Origin of the sequence: Streptococcus mitis SK1080 (genome assembly GCF_000220085.1) — a bacterium.
Lineage (GTDB): Bacteria > Bacillota > Bacilli > Lactobacillales > Streptococcaceae > Streptococcus > Streptococcus mitis_K.
In genome coordinates, this window is the sequence record NZ_AFQV01000017.1 from 24,642 (window position 1) to 40,007 (window position 15,366).

Below are 15,366 nucleotides of genomic sequence, written 5' to 3' on the forward strand. Positions count from 1 at the left end.
TGTAAATATTTTTTTACTTAAAAATTTAAAGCGGGCGTTTATTTGGCATGCCAGCCTTTCTTGGGTATTTGTTAGGCGTTTCCTTTTTCTTTTCTACCACTGTGATATAACGCGGATCTCCATTTGGTAGGGCGTAGCTGAGATTGTCTTCTACTTTACTAAAAAGGAGATTGAGGGCATTCTTAGCTTCTAATAATTCCTCAGGCGCATTGCTGGCCTTGAGTGCCAATAGTTTTCCGCCAACTTTAAGGTAAGGAATTGTCAATTCAGATAAAACCTGCATGCGGGCAACCGCACGAGCTGTTACAAAATCATATTGAGCTCGGAAGTTCTTGTCTTGAGCAAAATCTTCGGCACGTCCATGGTAGAAATGAACACCATCCAAATCCAGCTCCTGAGCCAAAAGTTGGAGGAAGTTGATGCGCTTATTGAGCGAATCAATGATGGTCACATCTAACTGAGGATAGAGGATTTTCATTGGTAGACTAGGAAATCCTGCCCCAGCACCGATGTCAAGAAGTTTGATAGTTTCATTGGGAATCAAGCCTTGCAGAATGGGTGCAATCGAATCGTAAAAATGTTTGAGATAAACTTCTTCCTTGTCTGTAATAGCTGTTAGATTAATTTTTTCATTCCACTCGACCAAGAGTTCAAAATAACGATCAAATTGTTTTTTTGCTGGTCCGAAAGTGGAAGGTTCTGCTCGGCAAGCAAGTTGTAAAATGTTTCTGGTTTCATAGTTTTTTCCTTCTTTAGTATCATCTTATTTTACCACAATCATTAAAAATTTGATATACTGGTACTAATCTAAAAGCAGAAAGGACTTATATAATGACTTGGATTATTCTTGGAGTTATCGCTCTTGTTGTTATTTTTGTGATTGTTAGCTATAATGGTTTGGTTAAGAATCGTATGCAAACAAAGGAGGCTTGGAGTCAGATTGATGTTCAGTTGAAACGTCGAAATGACCTCTTGCCAAACTTGATTGAGACTGTAAAAGGTTATGCCAAATATGAAGGTTCTACCCTTGAAAAGGTGGCAGAACTACGTAACCAAGTGGCGGCAGCGACTTCACCAGCAGAAGCTATGAAAGCTAGTGATGCACTTACTCGTCAGGTTTCAGGTATTTTTGCAGTTGCAGAAAGCTATCCAGATTTGAAAGCTAGTGCAAACTTTGTTAAATTGCAAGAGGAGTTGACAAATACAGAAAATAAAATTTCTTACTCTCGTCAACTCTATAACAGTGTTGTCAGCAACTACAATGTAAAATTAGAAACTTTCCCAAGCAATATTATCGCTGGGATGTTTGGATTTAAAGCAGCAGATTTCCTTCAAACACCAGAAGAGGAAAAGGCGGTTCCTAAGGTTGATTTTAGCGGTTTAGGTGACTAAGATGTTGTTTGATCAAATTGCAAGCAATAAACGAAAAACGTGGATTTTATTGCTGGTATTTTTCCTACTCTTAGCTCTTGTTGGCTATGCGGTTGGTTACCTCTTTATGCGATCTGGGCTTGGTGGTTTGGTTATCGCACTGATTATCGGCTTTATCTACGCCTTGTCCATGATTTTTCAATCGACAGAGATTGTCATGTCCATGAATGGAGCGCGTGAGGTTGATGAGCAAATGGCACCAGACCTCTACCATGTAGTGGAAGATATGGCTATGGTCGCTCAGATTCCTATGCCCCGTGTTTTCATCATTGATGATCCAGCCTTAAATGCCTTTGCGACAGGTTCTAACCCTCAAAACGCAGCGGTTGCTGCGACTTCAGGCCTTCTAGCTATCATGAATCGTGAGGAGCTAGAAGCTGTTATGGGCCATGAAGTCAGTCATATTCGTAACTACGATATTAGAATTTCGACTATTGCTGTTGCCCTTGCTAGTGCTATCACCATGCTTTCTAGTATGGCAGGTCGTATGATGTGGTGGGGTGGCGCAGGTCGCAGACGAAGTGACGATGATAGAGATGGAAATGGTCTTGAAATCATTATGCTAGTGGTTTCCCTACTAGCTATTGTGCTGGCACCTCTCGCTGCAACCTTGGTGCAACTAGCTATTTCTCGTCAGAGGGAATTCCTAGCTGATGCTTCCAGTGTTGAGTTGACGCGCAATCCTCAAGGGATGATCAATGCTCTACGTAAGTTGGATAATAGTAAACCGATGAGTCGTCCTGTCGATGATGCCAGCAGTGCACTTTATATTAATGATCCCAAAAAAGGTGGAGGGTTCCAAAAACTCTTTTACACCCACCCACCTATCTCAGAGCGGATTGAACGCTTAAAACATATGTAAAATGAAGGCTGGAAAAGAGCCTTTAAAATCTGAAAAACGCATAATATCAGGTGTGAGAAAACTTGATATTATGCATTTTTTTATGGGAAGATTTACTTTCTCTTCTCCTAAAATTGTGTTTTTGCCCCACCTATCTGCTATGTTTCAAATTTATAAATCGTCTAAATTAACTACCTCCAAACCATGTTCTGTCAAGCGATAGATGCATGAACAGACCTCTTTTAAGAAACGACGGTCATGCGAAACAGTGATGATACCGCCTGGATAGGTTGCAAAGAGTTTTCTGATTTGGGGTTGAGAAGTGGGAGAAAAGTTTCGTGTGGGTTCATCCAGAAGGAGAAAGTTTGGTTTGCACAAGACTAAATCCAAAAGCAGGAGTTTTCCCTGTTGTCCGCCAGATAAGGAGCGAATTTGATGTTGCATTTCTGGATAACTGAAATTGAGACTGGCTAGGTGAGATTGGATTTTCTGTAGTTCCTCTTTTTCCCCAGTTTGACTTAGATAGGCTATTGGTGATAAATCCAATTTCAGTTTTTTGTGGTAATCTTGTGGCATATAACCAAGTGAAATCTCTCTTTTATCATTAAGAAGTTGCTGTAACTTGGCTAACAGAGTTGATTTCCCAATACCATTTGGGCCGATGATACCGATTTTTTCTTGCCCACGGACAGTTAATTGTAGTTCTTGCACCAAAATTCGCTCGCCAATGGACAAATTTTCTTTTTCCAGTTGGATTAAGACTTTAGAAGTCGCTAATGGCTGTATATCTGAGAAGAAAAGTCTGATTTCTTCCTCTTCAAGTGGTTTTTGGGTTATGGACTGAGCTATCTTTTCAAAGCGTTTTTCTTGAGAGAGAACATTTTTCATCTTTTTAGCCAATAGGCGACCGGCAGTACTGTCTTTAGTAGCTCGAAGCGCAGTTTCTACATTTTGCTTGACTCGCCGATGTTTTTCCATGGTTTTATCGTAGGCTCTTTGGTCGTTAGCAGCTTGCTTGCTTTGTTTGGCAAAATTAGCCTTTCTCTGGTCGCTATAGCTATCATAGTCTAAATGCTCTACTAGTGTTTCCGCTTCTTTACGGTGCTTAACCAGTCGCAAGTGGACAATAGTATCAGCCGTTTCAGAAAGAAAGTCTTCATCATGGGAAATGAAAATAACAGTTTGCCTGGTCTTTTGAATCTGACCTTTTAGCCAATCAACCGTCTCAAGGTCTAAGTCGTTTGAAGGTTCATCTAAAAATAGAATCTCAAAGGGTTTGGCTAACTCATGGATGAGCTGAATTTTCAAAGCTTCGCCCCCCGAGAGGCTCCCAATCTCTTGGTTACTAGCAAAACGATTGCTATCAAAATGCAATTCCTCAGCCAAACGATAGAGGATACTGTAGTCTAAATCAATAGAATCTAAAAAGAAGTAGTCGTGTAGAGTCCTATTTTTCAGCTTTTCGGGAAGTTTTTGAGGAATATAGGTCAGTGACTGATAGTCAGACTGGATGTCTCCCCTGATAGTGAAATCAGGTAAAGTTTCTCCCATTAAAGTTTTAAGTAAGGTTGATTTGCCATTTCCTTCTTCGCCGATAATAGCTACCTTTTCCCCGGATTGGATGGTCATGTTTAAGTCTGAGACAAGGTCTCGTAAATCTTTGTTTTGTGTGATGGTCAGGTGATTGATTTTTATCATATGATTGCCCTTTCTAGAATGTTAATAGTGCATAGCAAAAAGCTCTACTTTACCTAGTAGAGCCCAAAGTCTATGTCAAAAAAACTCTATTAAAATGCCAGAAAAAGAGCATAAAAGAGCACACAAAAAGAGACAAAAACAAGATCTACTAAATAAAGGTTCTTTATTTGATAGACTTAGTTGTTCATGTCTCCCTTACCTCCGAGTATTAGTATCTCTATACTATACCTTTCAGGATATTTTGTCAACAGAAAACTGGAAATTTCAAGCTCTAAAATCCGTGTGATAAGCATTAGTAATGAGTTCTTTGTCTTCCATGTGAGCATCCTCCTTACTCTGATGTATTCTTGCCTATAGTACAGCACCAAAAAATATAGTGATAAATATATTAAAAAATCGAATTTTAATTATAAAGTTTGCTGTGCTGATTTGTAGCCTTTTCATGGTATAATCAAGAGAGTAAATCTTTATGGAGGAAGTATGAAATTAAATATTCAAGAAATTCGTAAGCAGTCTGAAGGCTTGCATTTTGAACAAACCTTAGACCTAGCCGCAGACCTGCGTGCACGCAATCAAGAAATTTTAGATGTAAAAGATATCCTTGCAGTTGGAAAAGTACAGTACGAAGACCGTATGTATTTCTTAGATTATCAGTTGTCTTATACCATTGTCCTTGCTTCAAGTCGCAGTATGCAGCCAGTTGAGTTGGCTGAATCTTATCCAGTCACGGAAGTTTTCATGGAAGGCGCAACTAACCAGCTAGATCAAGAAGTTCTAGATGATGATTTGGTCTTGCCTATCGAAAATGGGGAACTGGACCTTGCTGAGAGCGTGTCAGACAATATCCTGCTGAACATTCCTATCAAGGTCTTGACGGCTGAAGAAGAAGCTGGTCAAGGATTTGTGTCAGGAAATGACTGGCAAATCATGACTGAGGAAGAATACCAAGCTCAACAAGCAGTTAAGAAAGAAGAAAACAGTCCTTTTGCTGGCTTACAAGGACTATTTGATGGAGACGAATAATGGTCTTGTCAAAAAAACGAGCACGAAAAGTGCTAGAAGAAATCATTGCTCTCTTCCCAGATGCCAAACCCAGTCTTGATTTTACCAATCATTTTGAACTCTTGGTTGCGGTCATGTTGTCAGCCCAGACGACGGATGCAGCGGTAAATAAGGCCACACCAGGTCTCTTTGCTGCCTTTCCAACGCCACAAGCCATGTCTGTTGCAACAGAGAGTGAGATTGCCTCACACATTTCTCGTTTGGGACTGTATCGAAATAAGGCTAAATTCCTTAAAAAATGTGCCCAACAGTTACTAGATGATTTTGATGGTCAAGTCCCTCAGACACGTGAGGAATTGGAGAGTTTGGCAGGTGTTGGTCGCAAGACAGCCAATGTTGTCATGAGTGTGGGCTTTGGAATTCCAGCCTTTGCAGTAGATACTCATGTGGAGCGTATTTGCAAACACCATGATATTGTCAAAAAATCAGCGACACCGCTTGAGGTGGAAAAGAGGGTTATGGATATCTTGCCGCCTGAGCAGTGGTTAGCAGCTCATCAGGCCATGATTTATTTTGGAAGAGCTATTTGTCATCCTAAAAATCCAGAGTGTGACCAGTACCCACAATTATATGATTTTAGCAATTTATAAGATGGGGGATCAAAAGTTTTTGCTTGATTTTAAGCATGCTTTGTGCTATAGTAGTTGATAATTAAATATTCCTTTAAACCTGTCCCGTGAGGCAGGCAAGGAGAACGATTAAGTAGTAGGGTGAAGTCTATACTGTTTGCAGTAGGGCTCGCTTGGCTATACATTTCAAGTCTCCTTGTTTAAGGAGACTTTTCTTTTTGGAGGTTTGTCATGAAGGCAAAAGAAGTTGTAGACGAATTGACTGTCAAACGAGCGATTACGCGTATTACATATGAGATTATCGAACGCAACAAAGATTTGAATAAAATCGTCTTGGCTGGTATTAAAACTCGCGGTGTCTTTATCGCCCACCGAATCCAAGAACGTTTGGAGCAGCTAGAAAATCTTTCAGTTCCTGTTGTGGAATTGGATACTAAACCTTTCCGTGATGATGTTAAAAGTGGAGAAGATACTTCTTTAGTTTCTGTTGATGTGACAGACCGTGAAGTTATTTTGGTGGACGATGTACTTTATACAGGCCGTACCATCCGCGCTGCTATTGATAATATTGTCGGTCATGGTCGTCCTGCGCGCGTGAGTTTAGCTGTTCTGGTCGATCGTGGACATAGAGAATTGCCAATCCGTCCAGATTATGTTGGAAAAAATATCCCAACTAGTCGTTCTGAAGAAATCATCGTAGAGATGGCAGAACTTGATGGCCAAGACAGAGTTCTGATTACTGAAGAAGCTTAGAAAGCTAAAGGAGTAGCCATGTCAGAAAATCAACAAGCATTGAACCATGTGGTGTCCATGGAAGACCTCACTGTCGATCAAGTCATGAAATTGATCAAGAGAGGAATTGAGTTTAAAAATGGAGCTCAGCTTCCCTATGAAAACCATCCGATTGTTTCCAATCTTTTCTTTGAGGATTCTACACGGACGCATAAGTCCTTTGAAGTGGCAGAGATTAAATTGGGATTGGAACGACTTGACTTTGATGTGAAGACTAGTTCGGTTAATAAGGGTGAGACACTTTATGATACCATTTTGACTCTGTCTGCTTTAGGAGTTGACGTCTGTGTGATTCGCCACCCTGAGGTTGACTACTACAGAGAATTAATTGCAAGTCCAACGATTACGACTTCCATCATTAATGGTGGAGATGGTTCGGGCCAACACCCTAGCCAGAGCTTGCTTGATTTGATGACTATTTATGAGGAATTTGGTCACTTTGAGGGTCTTAAGGTTGCTATTGCAGGTGACTTGGACCACTCACGCGTTGCTAAATCTAATATGCAGATTTTGAAACGCTTGGGAGCTGAACTCTTTTTCGCTGGACCTGAGGAATGGAGAAGTCAAGAGTTTGCAGACTATGGACAGTTTGTAACTATTGATGAAATCATTGATCAGGTTGATGTCATGATGTTTCTTCGTGTGCAACATGAACGCCATGATAGTGGAGCTGTCTTTTCAAAAGAAGACTACCATGCCCAACATGGCTTGACTCAAGAACGTTATGACCGTTTGAAAGAAACAGCAATCCTCATGCACCCAGCTCCAGTCAATCGTGATGTAGAAATCGCAGACCACTTGGTTGAAGCACCAAAATCACGGATTGTCCAACAAATGACCAATGGTGTCTTTGTTCGAATGGCAATCTTAGAATCCGTACTGGCGAGTAGAAACGCCAACTAAAACACAAGACGTTAAAAGACGCCAGTGAGCGTCCACGAGAGGTGAAAATATGACAAAAAGACTTCTAGTATTAGAAGATGGCACAGTTTTTGAAGGCAAGGCCTTTGGAGCAGATATTGATGTAACAGGCGAAATCGTCTTTAACACAGGGATGACTGGCTACCAAGAATCCATTACAGACCAGTCTTATAATGGACAGATCTTGACCTTTACTTATCCTTTGGTGGGAAATTATGGAATTAACCGTGATGATTACGAATCCATTATTCCAACTTGTAAGGGAGTCGTTGTTTTTGAAGAAGCGCGTAGAGCAAGCAACTGGCGCAACCAAATGACGCTAGATGAATTTTTGAAAGCCAAGAAAATTCCGGGTATTTCAGGGATTGATACGCGTGCCCTTACCAAGATTATCCGTAAGCATGGTACTATGCGTGCAACCTTGACTCATGTTGGAGACAGTATGGACCATGTGACGGATCAGCTCCAAGCAACAGTCTTGCCGACTGACAATATCAAACAGGTTTCTACTAAAACATCCTATCCAGCTCCAGGAGTTGGTTTGAGCGTGGTGCTAGTGGACTTTGGTCTCAAGCACTCAATTCTACGTGAACTTTCTAAGCGTAATTGTAACGTGACGGTTGTTCCTTATTCGACAACGGCGGAAGAAATTCTCCATCTCAATCCTGACGGAGTTATGTTGTCAAACGGTCCAGGTAACCCAGAAGATGTTCCACAAGCCCTTGATATGATTCGTGGTGTGCAAGGAAAAATTCCAATCTTTGGTATTTGTATGGGGCATCAACTCTTTGCTATGGCAAATGGTGCTAAGACCTATAAGATGAAATTTGGACACCGTGGCTTTAACCATGCAGTACGTGAAATCGCAACAGGACGCGTAGATTTTACCAGCCAAAACCATGGTTATGCAGTCAGCCGTGAGGATTTGCCAGAACACTTGATTATCACCCACGAAGAAATCAATGACAAGTCAGTGGAAGGTGTGCGCCACAGATATCAACCTGCTTTCTCTGTTCAATATCATCCAGATGCAGCCCCAGGTCCACACGACGCAAGCTACCTATTTGACGAGTTTATCGAGATGATGGAAGCTTTTAAACAATCAAACTAAGAACGAGTAAAAGCTCGTCGGAGAATTTATGTAACTGAACATGGACGGAAAGCTCGGAATTTAGATAAACCAATTTGGATTGTCAATCCTTCCTTGGTTTCCTAAAATTCAATCGCTTTCTATTCGTCCTTTGTATCTTATTTAATGTCGCTCTGTGAGGCGACGAATAGAAAGGCAGGTCGTTTCTTTTAGTCGCTATCAGGCGAACTAAAAACTCCCTGCACTAGATTTTTTACCGAAAAGTATCGTTTCGCTAAAAAATCGTCGGAGAATTTATTTAATGGCAACCTGAGAGTTGCCGAATAGAAAGGAGAAGATACATTGTTCGCGGAAGTGAACACGCCCTAAGAACTGTGTGAAAAAGATAAACATCGTCTTGACGCTAAAGGCGTCTGCACCGAGTTTCCTATTTTCACTGTGTTCTTTACGGGCTTTGTATCATAAACTATGCCTAAACGTACTGATATTCAAAAAATTATGGTGATTGGTTCTGGTCCGATTATTATTGGTCAGGCTGCTGAGTTTGACTACGCTGGGACCCAGGCTTGCTTGTCTTTGAAAGAGGAAGGTTATGAGGTTGTTTTGGTTAACTCAAACCCTGCCACTATCATGACGGACAAGGAAATTGCTGATAAGGTTTATATTGAACCAATTACACTTGAGTTTGTGACACGTATTCTTCGTAAGGAACGTCCAGATGCCTTGTTACCAACCCTTGGTGGGCAAACTGGTCTTAATATGGCCATGGAATTGTCTAAAAATGGTATTCTTGATGAGCTTGGTGTTGAGCTTCTGGGAACTAAATTATCTGCCATTGACCAAGCGGAGGACCGTGACCTCTTTAAACAATTGATGGAAGAGCTAAACCAACCCATTCCAGAATCTGAAATTGTTAATACAGTAGAAGAAGCAGTTGCCTTTGCAGCAACAATTGGCTACCCAGTCATCGTCCGTCCAGCTTTTACACTTGGTGGTACTGGTGGTGGTATGTGTGCCAACGAGGAAGAATTGCGTGAAATCGCTGAAAATGGTTTGAAATTGTCACCTGTGACCCAATGTTTGATTGAACGTTCAATCGCAGGTTTCAAGGAAATCGAATACGAAGTGATGCGTGACTCAGCTGACAATGCTTTGGTTGTTTGTAACATGGAAAACTTTGACCCAGTTGGGATTCACACAGGGGATTCCATTGTATTCGCCCCTGCGCAAACCATGTCAGACTATGAAAATCAAATGCTACGTGACGCGAGCTTGAGCATCATTCGTGCCCTCAAGATTGAAGGTGGATGTAACGTTCAGCTGGCCCTTGATCCCCACAGCTTCAAGTATTATGTTATCGAAGTAAACCCTCGTGTATCTCGTTCGTCAGCCCTAGCATCTAAAGCGACAGGATATCCGATTGCTAAATTAGCTGCCAAGATTGCAGTAGGTTTGACCTTGGATGAGGTTATTAACCCAGTTACAGGTTCAACCTATGCCATGTTTGAGCCTGCCCTTGACTATGTGGTTGCCAAAATTCCTCGTTTCCCATTTGACAAGTTTGAAAAGGGTGAACGCCGTCTTGGTACACAGATGAAGGCGACAGGAGAAGTCATGGCAATCGGTCGAAACATCGAAGAATCTCTCCTTAAGGCTTGTCGTTCCCTTGAAATTGGGGTTCATCACAATGAAATGCCTGAACTTGCAGCAGTTTCTGATGATGCCTTGATTGAAAAAGTAGTCAAGGCCCAAGATGACCGTCTCTTCTACGTATCAGAAGCCATTCGTCGTGGTTACACACCAGAAGAAATTGCTGAATTAACTAAGATTGATATCTTCTATCTCGATAAACTCCTACATATCTTTGAAATTGAGCAAGAATTGGGTGCTCATCCACAAAATCTTGAAGTTTTGAAAACTGCAAAATTGAATGGATTCTCAGACCGTAAGATTGCTGAACTTTGGGAAACGACTGCAGACCAAGTGCGCCAACTTCGTTTAGAAAACAAGATTGTCCCAGTCTACAAGATGGTTGATACCTGTGCGGCTGAGTTTGACTCTGAAACACCATACTTCTATTCAACCTATGGATGGGAAAATGAATCTATCAAGTCTGATAAGGAATCTGTACTAGTCCTAGGTTCGGGTCCAATCCGTATTGGTCAAGGGGTCGAGTTTGACTACGCAACCGTTCACTCTGTTAAGGCTATCCAGGCAGCTGGTTATGAAGCCATCATCATGAACTCAAACCCAGAGACCGTTTCTACAGACTTCTCGGTATCAGATAAGCTTTACTTTGAGCCATTGACATTCGAAGATGTTATGAATGTCATTGACTTGGAGCAACCAAAAGGAGTTATCGTTCAGTTCGGTGGTCAAACAGCTATCAACCTTGCGGAGCCATTGGCTAAAGCAGGTGTGACCATCCTTGGTACACAAGTTGCTGACCTAGACCGTGCCGAAGACCGTGACCTCTTTGAGCAAGCCTTAAAAGAATTGGATATTCCACAGCCACCAGGACAAACGGCAACCAATGAAGAAGAAGCAGTGCTTGCAGCTCGCAAGATTGGCTTCCCAGTTCTCGTTCGCCCATCTTATGTCTTAGGTGGACGTGCCATGGAAATCGTAGAAAATGAAGAAGATCTTCGTTCTTACATGCGTACAGCGGTTAAGGCTAGTCCAGACCACCCAGTTCTTGTCGACTCTTATATCGTTGGGCAAGAGTGCGAAGTCGATGCCATCTCAGACGGGGAAAATGTTCTCATCCCTGGTATCATGGAGCATATCGAACGTGCTGGTGTCCACTCAGGTGACTCAATGGCCGTTTACCCACCACAAACCTTGTCGCAAAAGGTGCAAGAAACAATCGCAGACTATACTAAACGCCTAGCAATTGGTCTTAACTGTCTTGGTATGATGAACATTCAGTTTGTCATCAAGGATGAAAAAGTCTACGTTATTGAGGTCAATCCACGTGCCAGCCGTACGGTTCCATTTCTTTCTAAAGTGACCAATATTCCTATGGCTCAAGTAGCAACTAAGCTCATTCTTGGTCAAAAACTTGAAGAACTCGGCTACCAAGATGGACTTTACCCTGAAAGCATCCGCGTTCATATCAAGGCACCTGTCTTCTCCTTTACCAAGCTAGCTAAGGTAGACAGCTTACTTGGTCCTGAAATGAAGTCAACAGGGGAAGTTATGGGTTCTGATACGACTTTGGAAAAAGCTCTCTATAAGGCCTTTGAAGCTTCTTACTTACACTTGCCAACTTTTGGTAACGTTGTATTTACCATCGCTGATGATGCCAAAGAAGAAGCCTTGGACTTGGCTCGTCGTTTCCAAAATATTGGCTATGGAATCCTCGCTACAGAAGGGACAGCAGCCTTCTTTGCCAGTCATGGATTGCAATCCCAACCTGTTGGTAAGATTGGTGATGACGATAAGGATATTCCAAGTTTTGTTCGCAAAGGAAGAATTCAAGCTATCATTAACACAGTAGGAACCAAACGAACTGCTGACGAAGATGGTGAGCAAATCCGTCGTTCAGCCATTGAACACGGAGTGCCCCTCTTCACAGCCCTAGATACAGCTAACGCCATGCTTAAAGTATTGGAAAGCCGTAGTTTTGTTACAGAAGCGATTTAAATAGAAAAAAGAGAAGGTGTAACGATCTTCTCTTTTTTGTTATATTTTTTCTTGTAAACTACTGATTAATCAGCTTTTGCGATAAGCTTTAATACTGTGGCTATACCACTCTTGCATTTCCTTTGATGGTGGTGTCATATAATCCCCATACATCTGGGTTAAAAATTGGTCATATTTTTTTGGCACAGGCAACATACGACCTTCAAACTCAGTTAAGATGAGTTCTTTAAAGGTATCAACTGGGAAGACTTCTTTCATTCCTTCTTTACCAATACCAATTCCTCCCTCATATTGAGGAGTGCTGGTTGAAGCATTTTTGACTAGCTGATCAATTTTCTTGTAAAAGTAACGGGGATTGACCACTCGGAGAGCGTACCAGCTACATAATCTTAGAAAATCTTTTAGCTTGCTATCACCGTGAACTGCGCGTGATTTTTTGATATAAGCTAGTTGACGAAGGGCCACATACTTATAACTCTTGTCGACAATGCTCAAGTCTGTAAAGCGATCAATTGGGAAGACATCGATGAAAAGGCTGGTATCATGACGCTTGTACTTAACATGGTCTTCGATAACAGTAGAAGTGTCTAAAATCGATGCGAAATTATGGAAGTACCAAGAAGAAGTGTCATATGAAAGAACCTTGTAGCGAGGGTGATTTTCTTTTTCAATAATCTTCAGTAAACGCTCATAATCCTCACGATAAAGGGAAATATCAATATCATCATCCCAAGGAATCATACCTTTGTGGCGGATAGCTCCAAGCATGGTTCCATAACTGAGAAAATAAGGAATATTATGTTTCTTACAAGTCTCATTAATATAGTCTAGCAGGGCTAGTTGAATTTCTTTAATTTCTTTTTTTCTAAATACTGCATCCTAATCCTCCAATTTGTAAGCGTGAAATTCATGACTGTAGAAGCGTTTTTCTTCTGGTGGTAGGGTCATATAATCTCCATAAAATTGTGTCAAAATAGTATCATATTTTTCAGGTGCGGGAAGGCTTAAATTCTCAAAGGGTAAATCGATTGTTTTATCGAAAGTACCACTTGGAAAGACTTCCTTTTCCTTAAATTTTGAAGGGATAAAGGCCATATACTGACCATTTTCACGACTATATTTTTGAATTTCTTTCTCGATTTTATGTGCAAAATAACGAGGAGAAACAGGTCGAAGGAGTAACCAAAAGGCTGTTCGTATCCAATCTTTTAAAAGGTTATCTTTATAGACAATATTTTTATGTTTACTGAAAGATAGAAGTTTGAAGCTTTCCAGCTTATAACAAGTATCAATGACCTTAGGATCATCAAAGCGATCCATAGGGAAAATATCGATAAAAACACCTGACTCATAGGTTTTTGTATTCCGAGTATCAATAATTTTGGTCGTACTGTCAGTTATTTTGATAAAGTTGTTAAAGTAGTTCTTATCAGTTTCTAAGGAAAGGAGCTTATATTTGCTTTTTTCCTTTTGAAAAATGTTTATAAATCGTTGGTAGTCCTCTCGAGGCATGGACAGATCAATATCGTCGTCCCAAGGAATAAAGCCCTGATGTCGAACCGCCCCAATCAGAGTACCGTAGTTAATAATATAGTTGATATTGTGCTTTTTACAGAGAGTATCAATATAATCCAAAATTTCTAATTCAATTTGTTTGGCATCTTCAATGGTTAGTTGTTTCATTCTAAACTCCTATGATTTTTTGAATTTATTTTTTAAGGCTAGGACATGGTTTAAAAATTCATAGAAAATGCTATCTTTGGTGAAGACGAGTAGACCAATATAAGAGATGGCTGATAGCAAGACAATCAAACCAGTATTAATCAAAAATGGCAAATTAATGACCATATCCACAGGATACAAGAAATTAATCAGGAAATAGATTCCTACAAAGGAAAGTGAAAAGAGAGAGTATCGAATAGTATAGCTAAAGATATGTCCTAAGTGGATGAGCTGTTTTCTATGGATGAAAATGATATAGAAAACAAGTAGAGAGGCCTCTGATAGCATAGTTGTCAGTAAATAGTATTCAGGAGCCACGATATTGTTGAAAAAGAGGAGACTGTTTAAGCCTAAATTGAGTAATCCTGCAAAGACTGTATAGACTGTGATACGTTTTTCATAGCCATTTGTAAAGAGAATTTGGGAACCAAGAATGGTATCTAGTGCCAGGATAATCGTACGAAAAGCGAAGAGAGAGGTTAAGATACCACCTCCGACATATTTTTCACTACCGTAAAGTAGGATGGCATTTGGTCCTAAAACCATGAGTCCAAAGCTCAGTGGAATGATAAAGAAGTTAAAGATTCGACTGCCTCTGTTAACAAGGGCGACATAAGCTTCTTTATCGCCTTTTCCTAGATAGTAACTGAGACGAGGCACACTCACTCCGATAGCTCCTGTTACAACCCCAGCTATAACGGTCACAATTCGCTGAGCCATGGTATAGTAACTAACGTTGACATCAATCCCTGTTTTAACGAGGAAGAGGCGATCTAAAAAAGTGAAGAGCATATTGGCATTAGCAAAGACCAACATGGCTGTTAGAGGGAGAAAGAGCGGTTTAAAATCACTTATGTGGATTTTAACAAGTTTGATCTCTCTTTTGATCCAAAAATAACTAATCAGGTAGTTAATTAGTGTCGATAAACTCATCACAAGTGTATAGACAACAATATCGTGTTCATTTTTAACAAATAAGAAAATAGAGACCAGCATCAGGATACGGATGAAGGCAGTTTTGTAAAAGAGAAAACTATAATTTTCCAGAGCTTCATTGACCCATTCGATTGAAAAAATCTGGGCAATGAGTTGAATCCCCATAACAAGGTAGACCTTTTTGATGATTGGATTATCTGTAAAGAAGAGAGGATAGGCAAGGATATAGACAGCGGTAGTCAAAATTGTACAAGCAATGCACAAATAAAAAAGACTGGAGAAGGTTCTATTCAGATCTTTTTTGTTATCCTTGACATTACTGATGGCCCGTAAACCGTAGTTATAGACCCCATAAGTTGCAAAGGGTAAGAAAAATGACAAAATTGTGTCGACAGAGTTGAAGTAACCATAGTCAGTTCGGTCCAAGACACGCGCGACGTAGGTACCAGTTAGGATGGGAAAAATAATATTTAAGACACGAATTCCCATGTAAGATAGAGCATTTAATTTTATACTTTTCATTCAATTTACCTCGTTTTTCATTATATCATAAAGTCAGCTAATAAGAAATGAAGGGCAGTAATACTCTTCGAAAATCAAATTCAAACCACGTCAGCGTCGCCTTACCGTACTCAAGTACAGCTTACGGCTAGCTTCCT

The 15,366-nt window shown here is 40.6% G+C and carries 11 protein-coding genes and 2 pseudogenes; 8 read left to right on the forward strand and 5 right to left on the reverse strand.

The genetic code is table 11. The features are described 5' to 3' along the window. Nucleotides 1-25 precede the first annotated feature (25 nt). A pseudogene (gene rsmG / locus HMPREF9957_RS06435) lies at nucleotides 26-738 on the reverse strand (16S rRNA (guanine(527)-N(7))-methyltransferase RsmG). Nucleotides 739-831: 93 nt separating this feature from the next. Here rsmG and HMPREF9957_RS06440 point away from each other — a divergent pair. Beyond that, entirely contained in the window at nucleotides 832-1,392 is a 561-nt protein-coding gene (locus HMPREF9957_RS06440; RefSeq protein ID WP_000219828.1) for a LemA family protein, read from the forward strand. A 1-nt stretch (nucleotide 1,393) separates the two neighbouring features. Continuing rightward, a complete protein-coding gene (gene htpX, locus HMPREF9957_RS06445; RefSeq protein ID WP_000895745.1) occupies nucleotides 1,394-2,293 on the forward strand; it encodes a zinc metalloprotease HtpX in 900 nt (299 codons plus the stop codon). A 150-nt stretch (nucleotides 2,294-2,443) separates the two neighbouring features. Here htpX and HMPREF9957_RS06450 read toward each other — a convergent pair whose 3' ends face one another. Further along, nucleotides 2,444-3,970: an ATP-binding cassette domain-containing protein gene (locus HMPREF9957_RS06450; protein ID WP_000590724.1), complete on the reverse strand. Its 1,527-nt coding sequence runs from the start codon at nucleotides 3,968-3,970 to the stop codon at nucleotides 2,444-2,446. 480 nt (nucleotides 3,971-4,450) lie between these two features. Between HMPREF9957_RS06450 and HMPREF9957_RS06455 the strand changes: the two genes are divergently transcribed. The 6 genes from HMPREF9957_RS06455 (at nucleotide 4,451) to carB (ending at nucleotide 12,049) form a co-directional block, all read left to right on the forward strand. Continuing rightward, complete coding sequence (locus HMPREF9957_RS06455) at nucleotides 4,451-4,993, forward strand: YceD family protein (protein ID WP_000773213.1); 543 nt, start codon at nucleotides 4,451-4,453, stop codon at nucleotides 4,991-4,993. Further along, entirely contained in the window at nucleotides 4,993-5,622 is a 630-nt protein-coding gene (gene nth, locus HMPREF9957_RS06460; protein ID WP_000244443.1) for an endonuclease III, read from the forward strand. Before HMPREF9957_RS06455 ends, nth begins: the two co-directional genes overlap by 1 nt. 210 nt (nucleotides 5,623-5,832) lie before the next feature. Next, nucleotides 5,833-6,354, forward strand: coding sequence for a bifunctional pyr operon transcriptional regulator/uracil phosphoribosyltransferase PyrR (pyrR, locus tag HMPREF9957_RS06465; RefSeq protein ID WP_000644747.1), 522 nt, complete (start codon nucleotides 5,833-5,835; stop codon nucleotides 6,352-6,354). Nucleotides 6,355-6,372: 18 nt separating this feature from the next. After that, nucleotides 6,373-7,296, forward strand: coding sequence for an aspartate carbamoyltransferase catalytic subunit (locus HMPREF9957_RS06470; RefSeq protein WP_001293848.1), 924 nt, complete (start codon nucleotides 6,373-6,375; stop codon nucleotides 7,294-7,296). Nucleotides 7,297-7,345: 49 nt separating this feature from the next. Beyond that, on the forward strand, nucleotides 7,346-8,425 hold the full coding sequence (locus HMPREF9957_RS06475; protein ID WP_000166853.1) for a carbamoyl phosphate synthase small subunit: 1,080 nt from the start codon (nucleotides 7,346-7,348) through the stop codon (nucleotides 8,423-8,425). A gap of 447 nt (nucleotides 8,426-8,872) precedes the next feature. Next, complete coding sequence (gene carB, locus HMPREF9957_RS06480) at nucleotides 8,873-12,049, forward strand: carbamoyl-phosphate synthase large subunit (RefSeq protein WP_001126429.1); 3,177 nt, start codon at nucleotides 8,873-8,875, stop codon at nucleotides 12,047-12,049. Between the two features lie 69 nt (nucleotides 12,050-12,118). On the opposite strand, the pseudogene HMPREF9957_RS06485 reads toward carB, so the two are convergent. The 3 genes and pseudogenes from HMPREF9957_RS06485 to tacF all read right to left on the reverse strand — a co-directional run bounded on the left by HMPREF9957_RS06485 (nucleotide 12,119) and on the right by tacF (nucleotide 15,229). Beyond that, nucleotides 12,119-12,927 (reverse strand): annotated as a pseudogene (locus HMPREF9957_RS06485) (LicD family protein). Between the two features lies 1 nt (nucleotide 12,928). Continuing rightward, a complete protein-coding gene (locus HMPREF9957_RS06490) occupies nucleotides 12,929-13,732 on the reverse strand; it encodes a LicD family protein (RefSeq protein WP_000811885.1) in 804 nt (267 codons plus the stop codon). A gap of 9 nt (nucleotides 13,733-13,741) precedes the next feature. Continuing rightward, entirely contained in the window at nucleotides 13,742-15,229 is a 1,488-nt protein-coding gene (gene tacF / locus HMPREF9957_RS06495) for a type IV teichoic acid flippase TacF (protein WP_000835907.1), read from the reverse strand. Nucleotides 15,230-15,366: the final 137 nt, after the last annotated feature.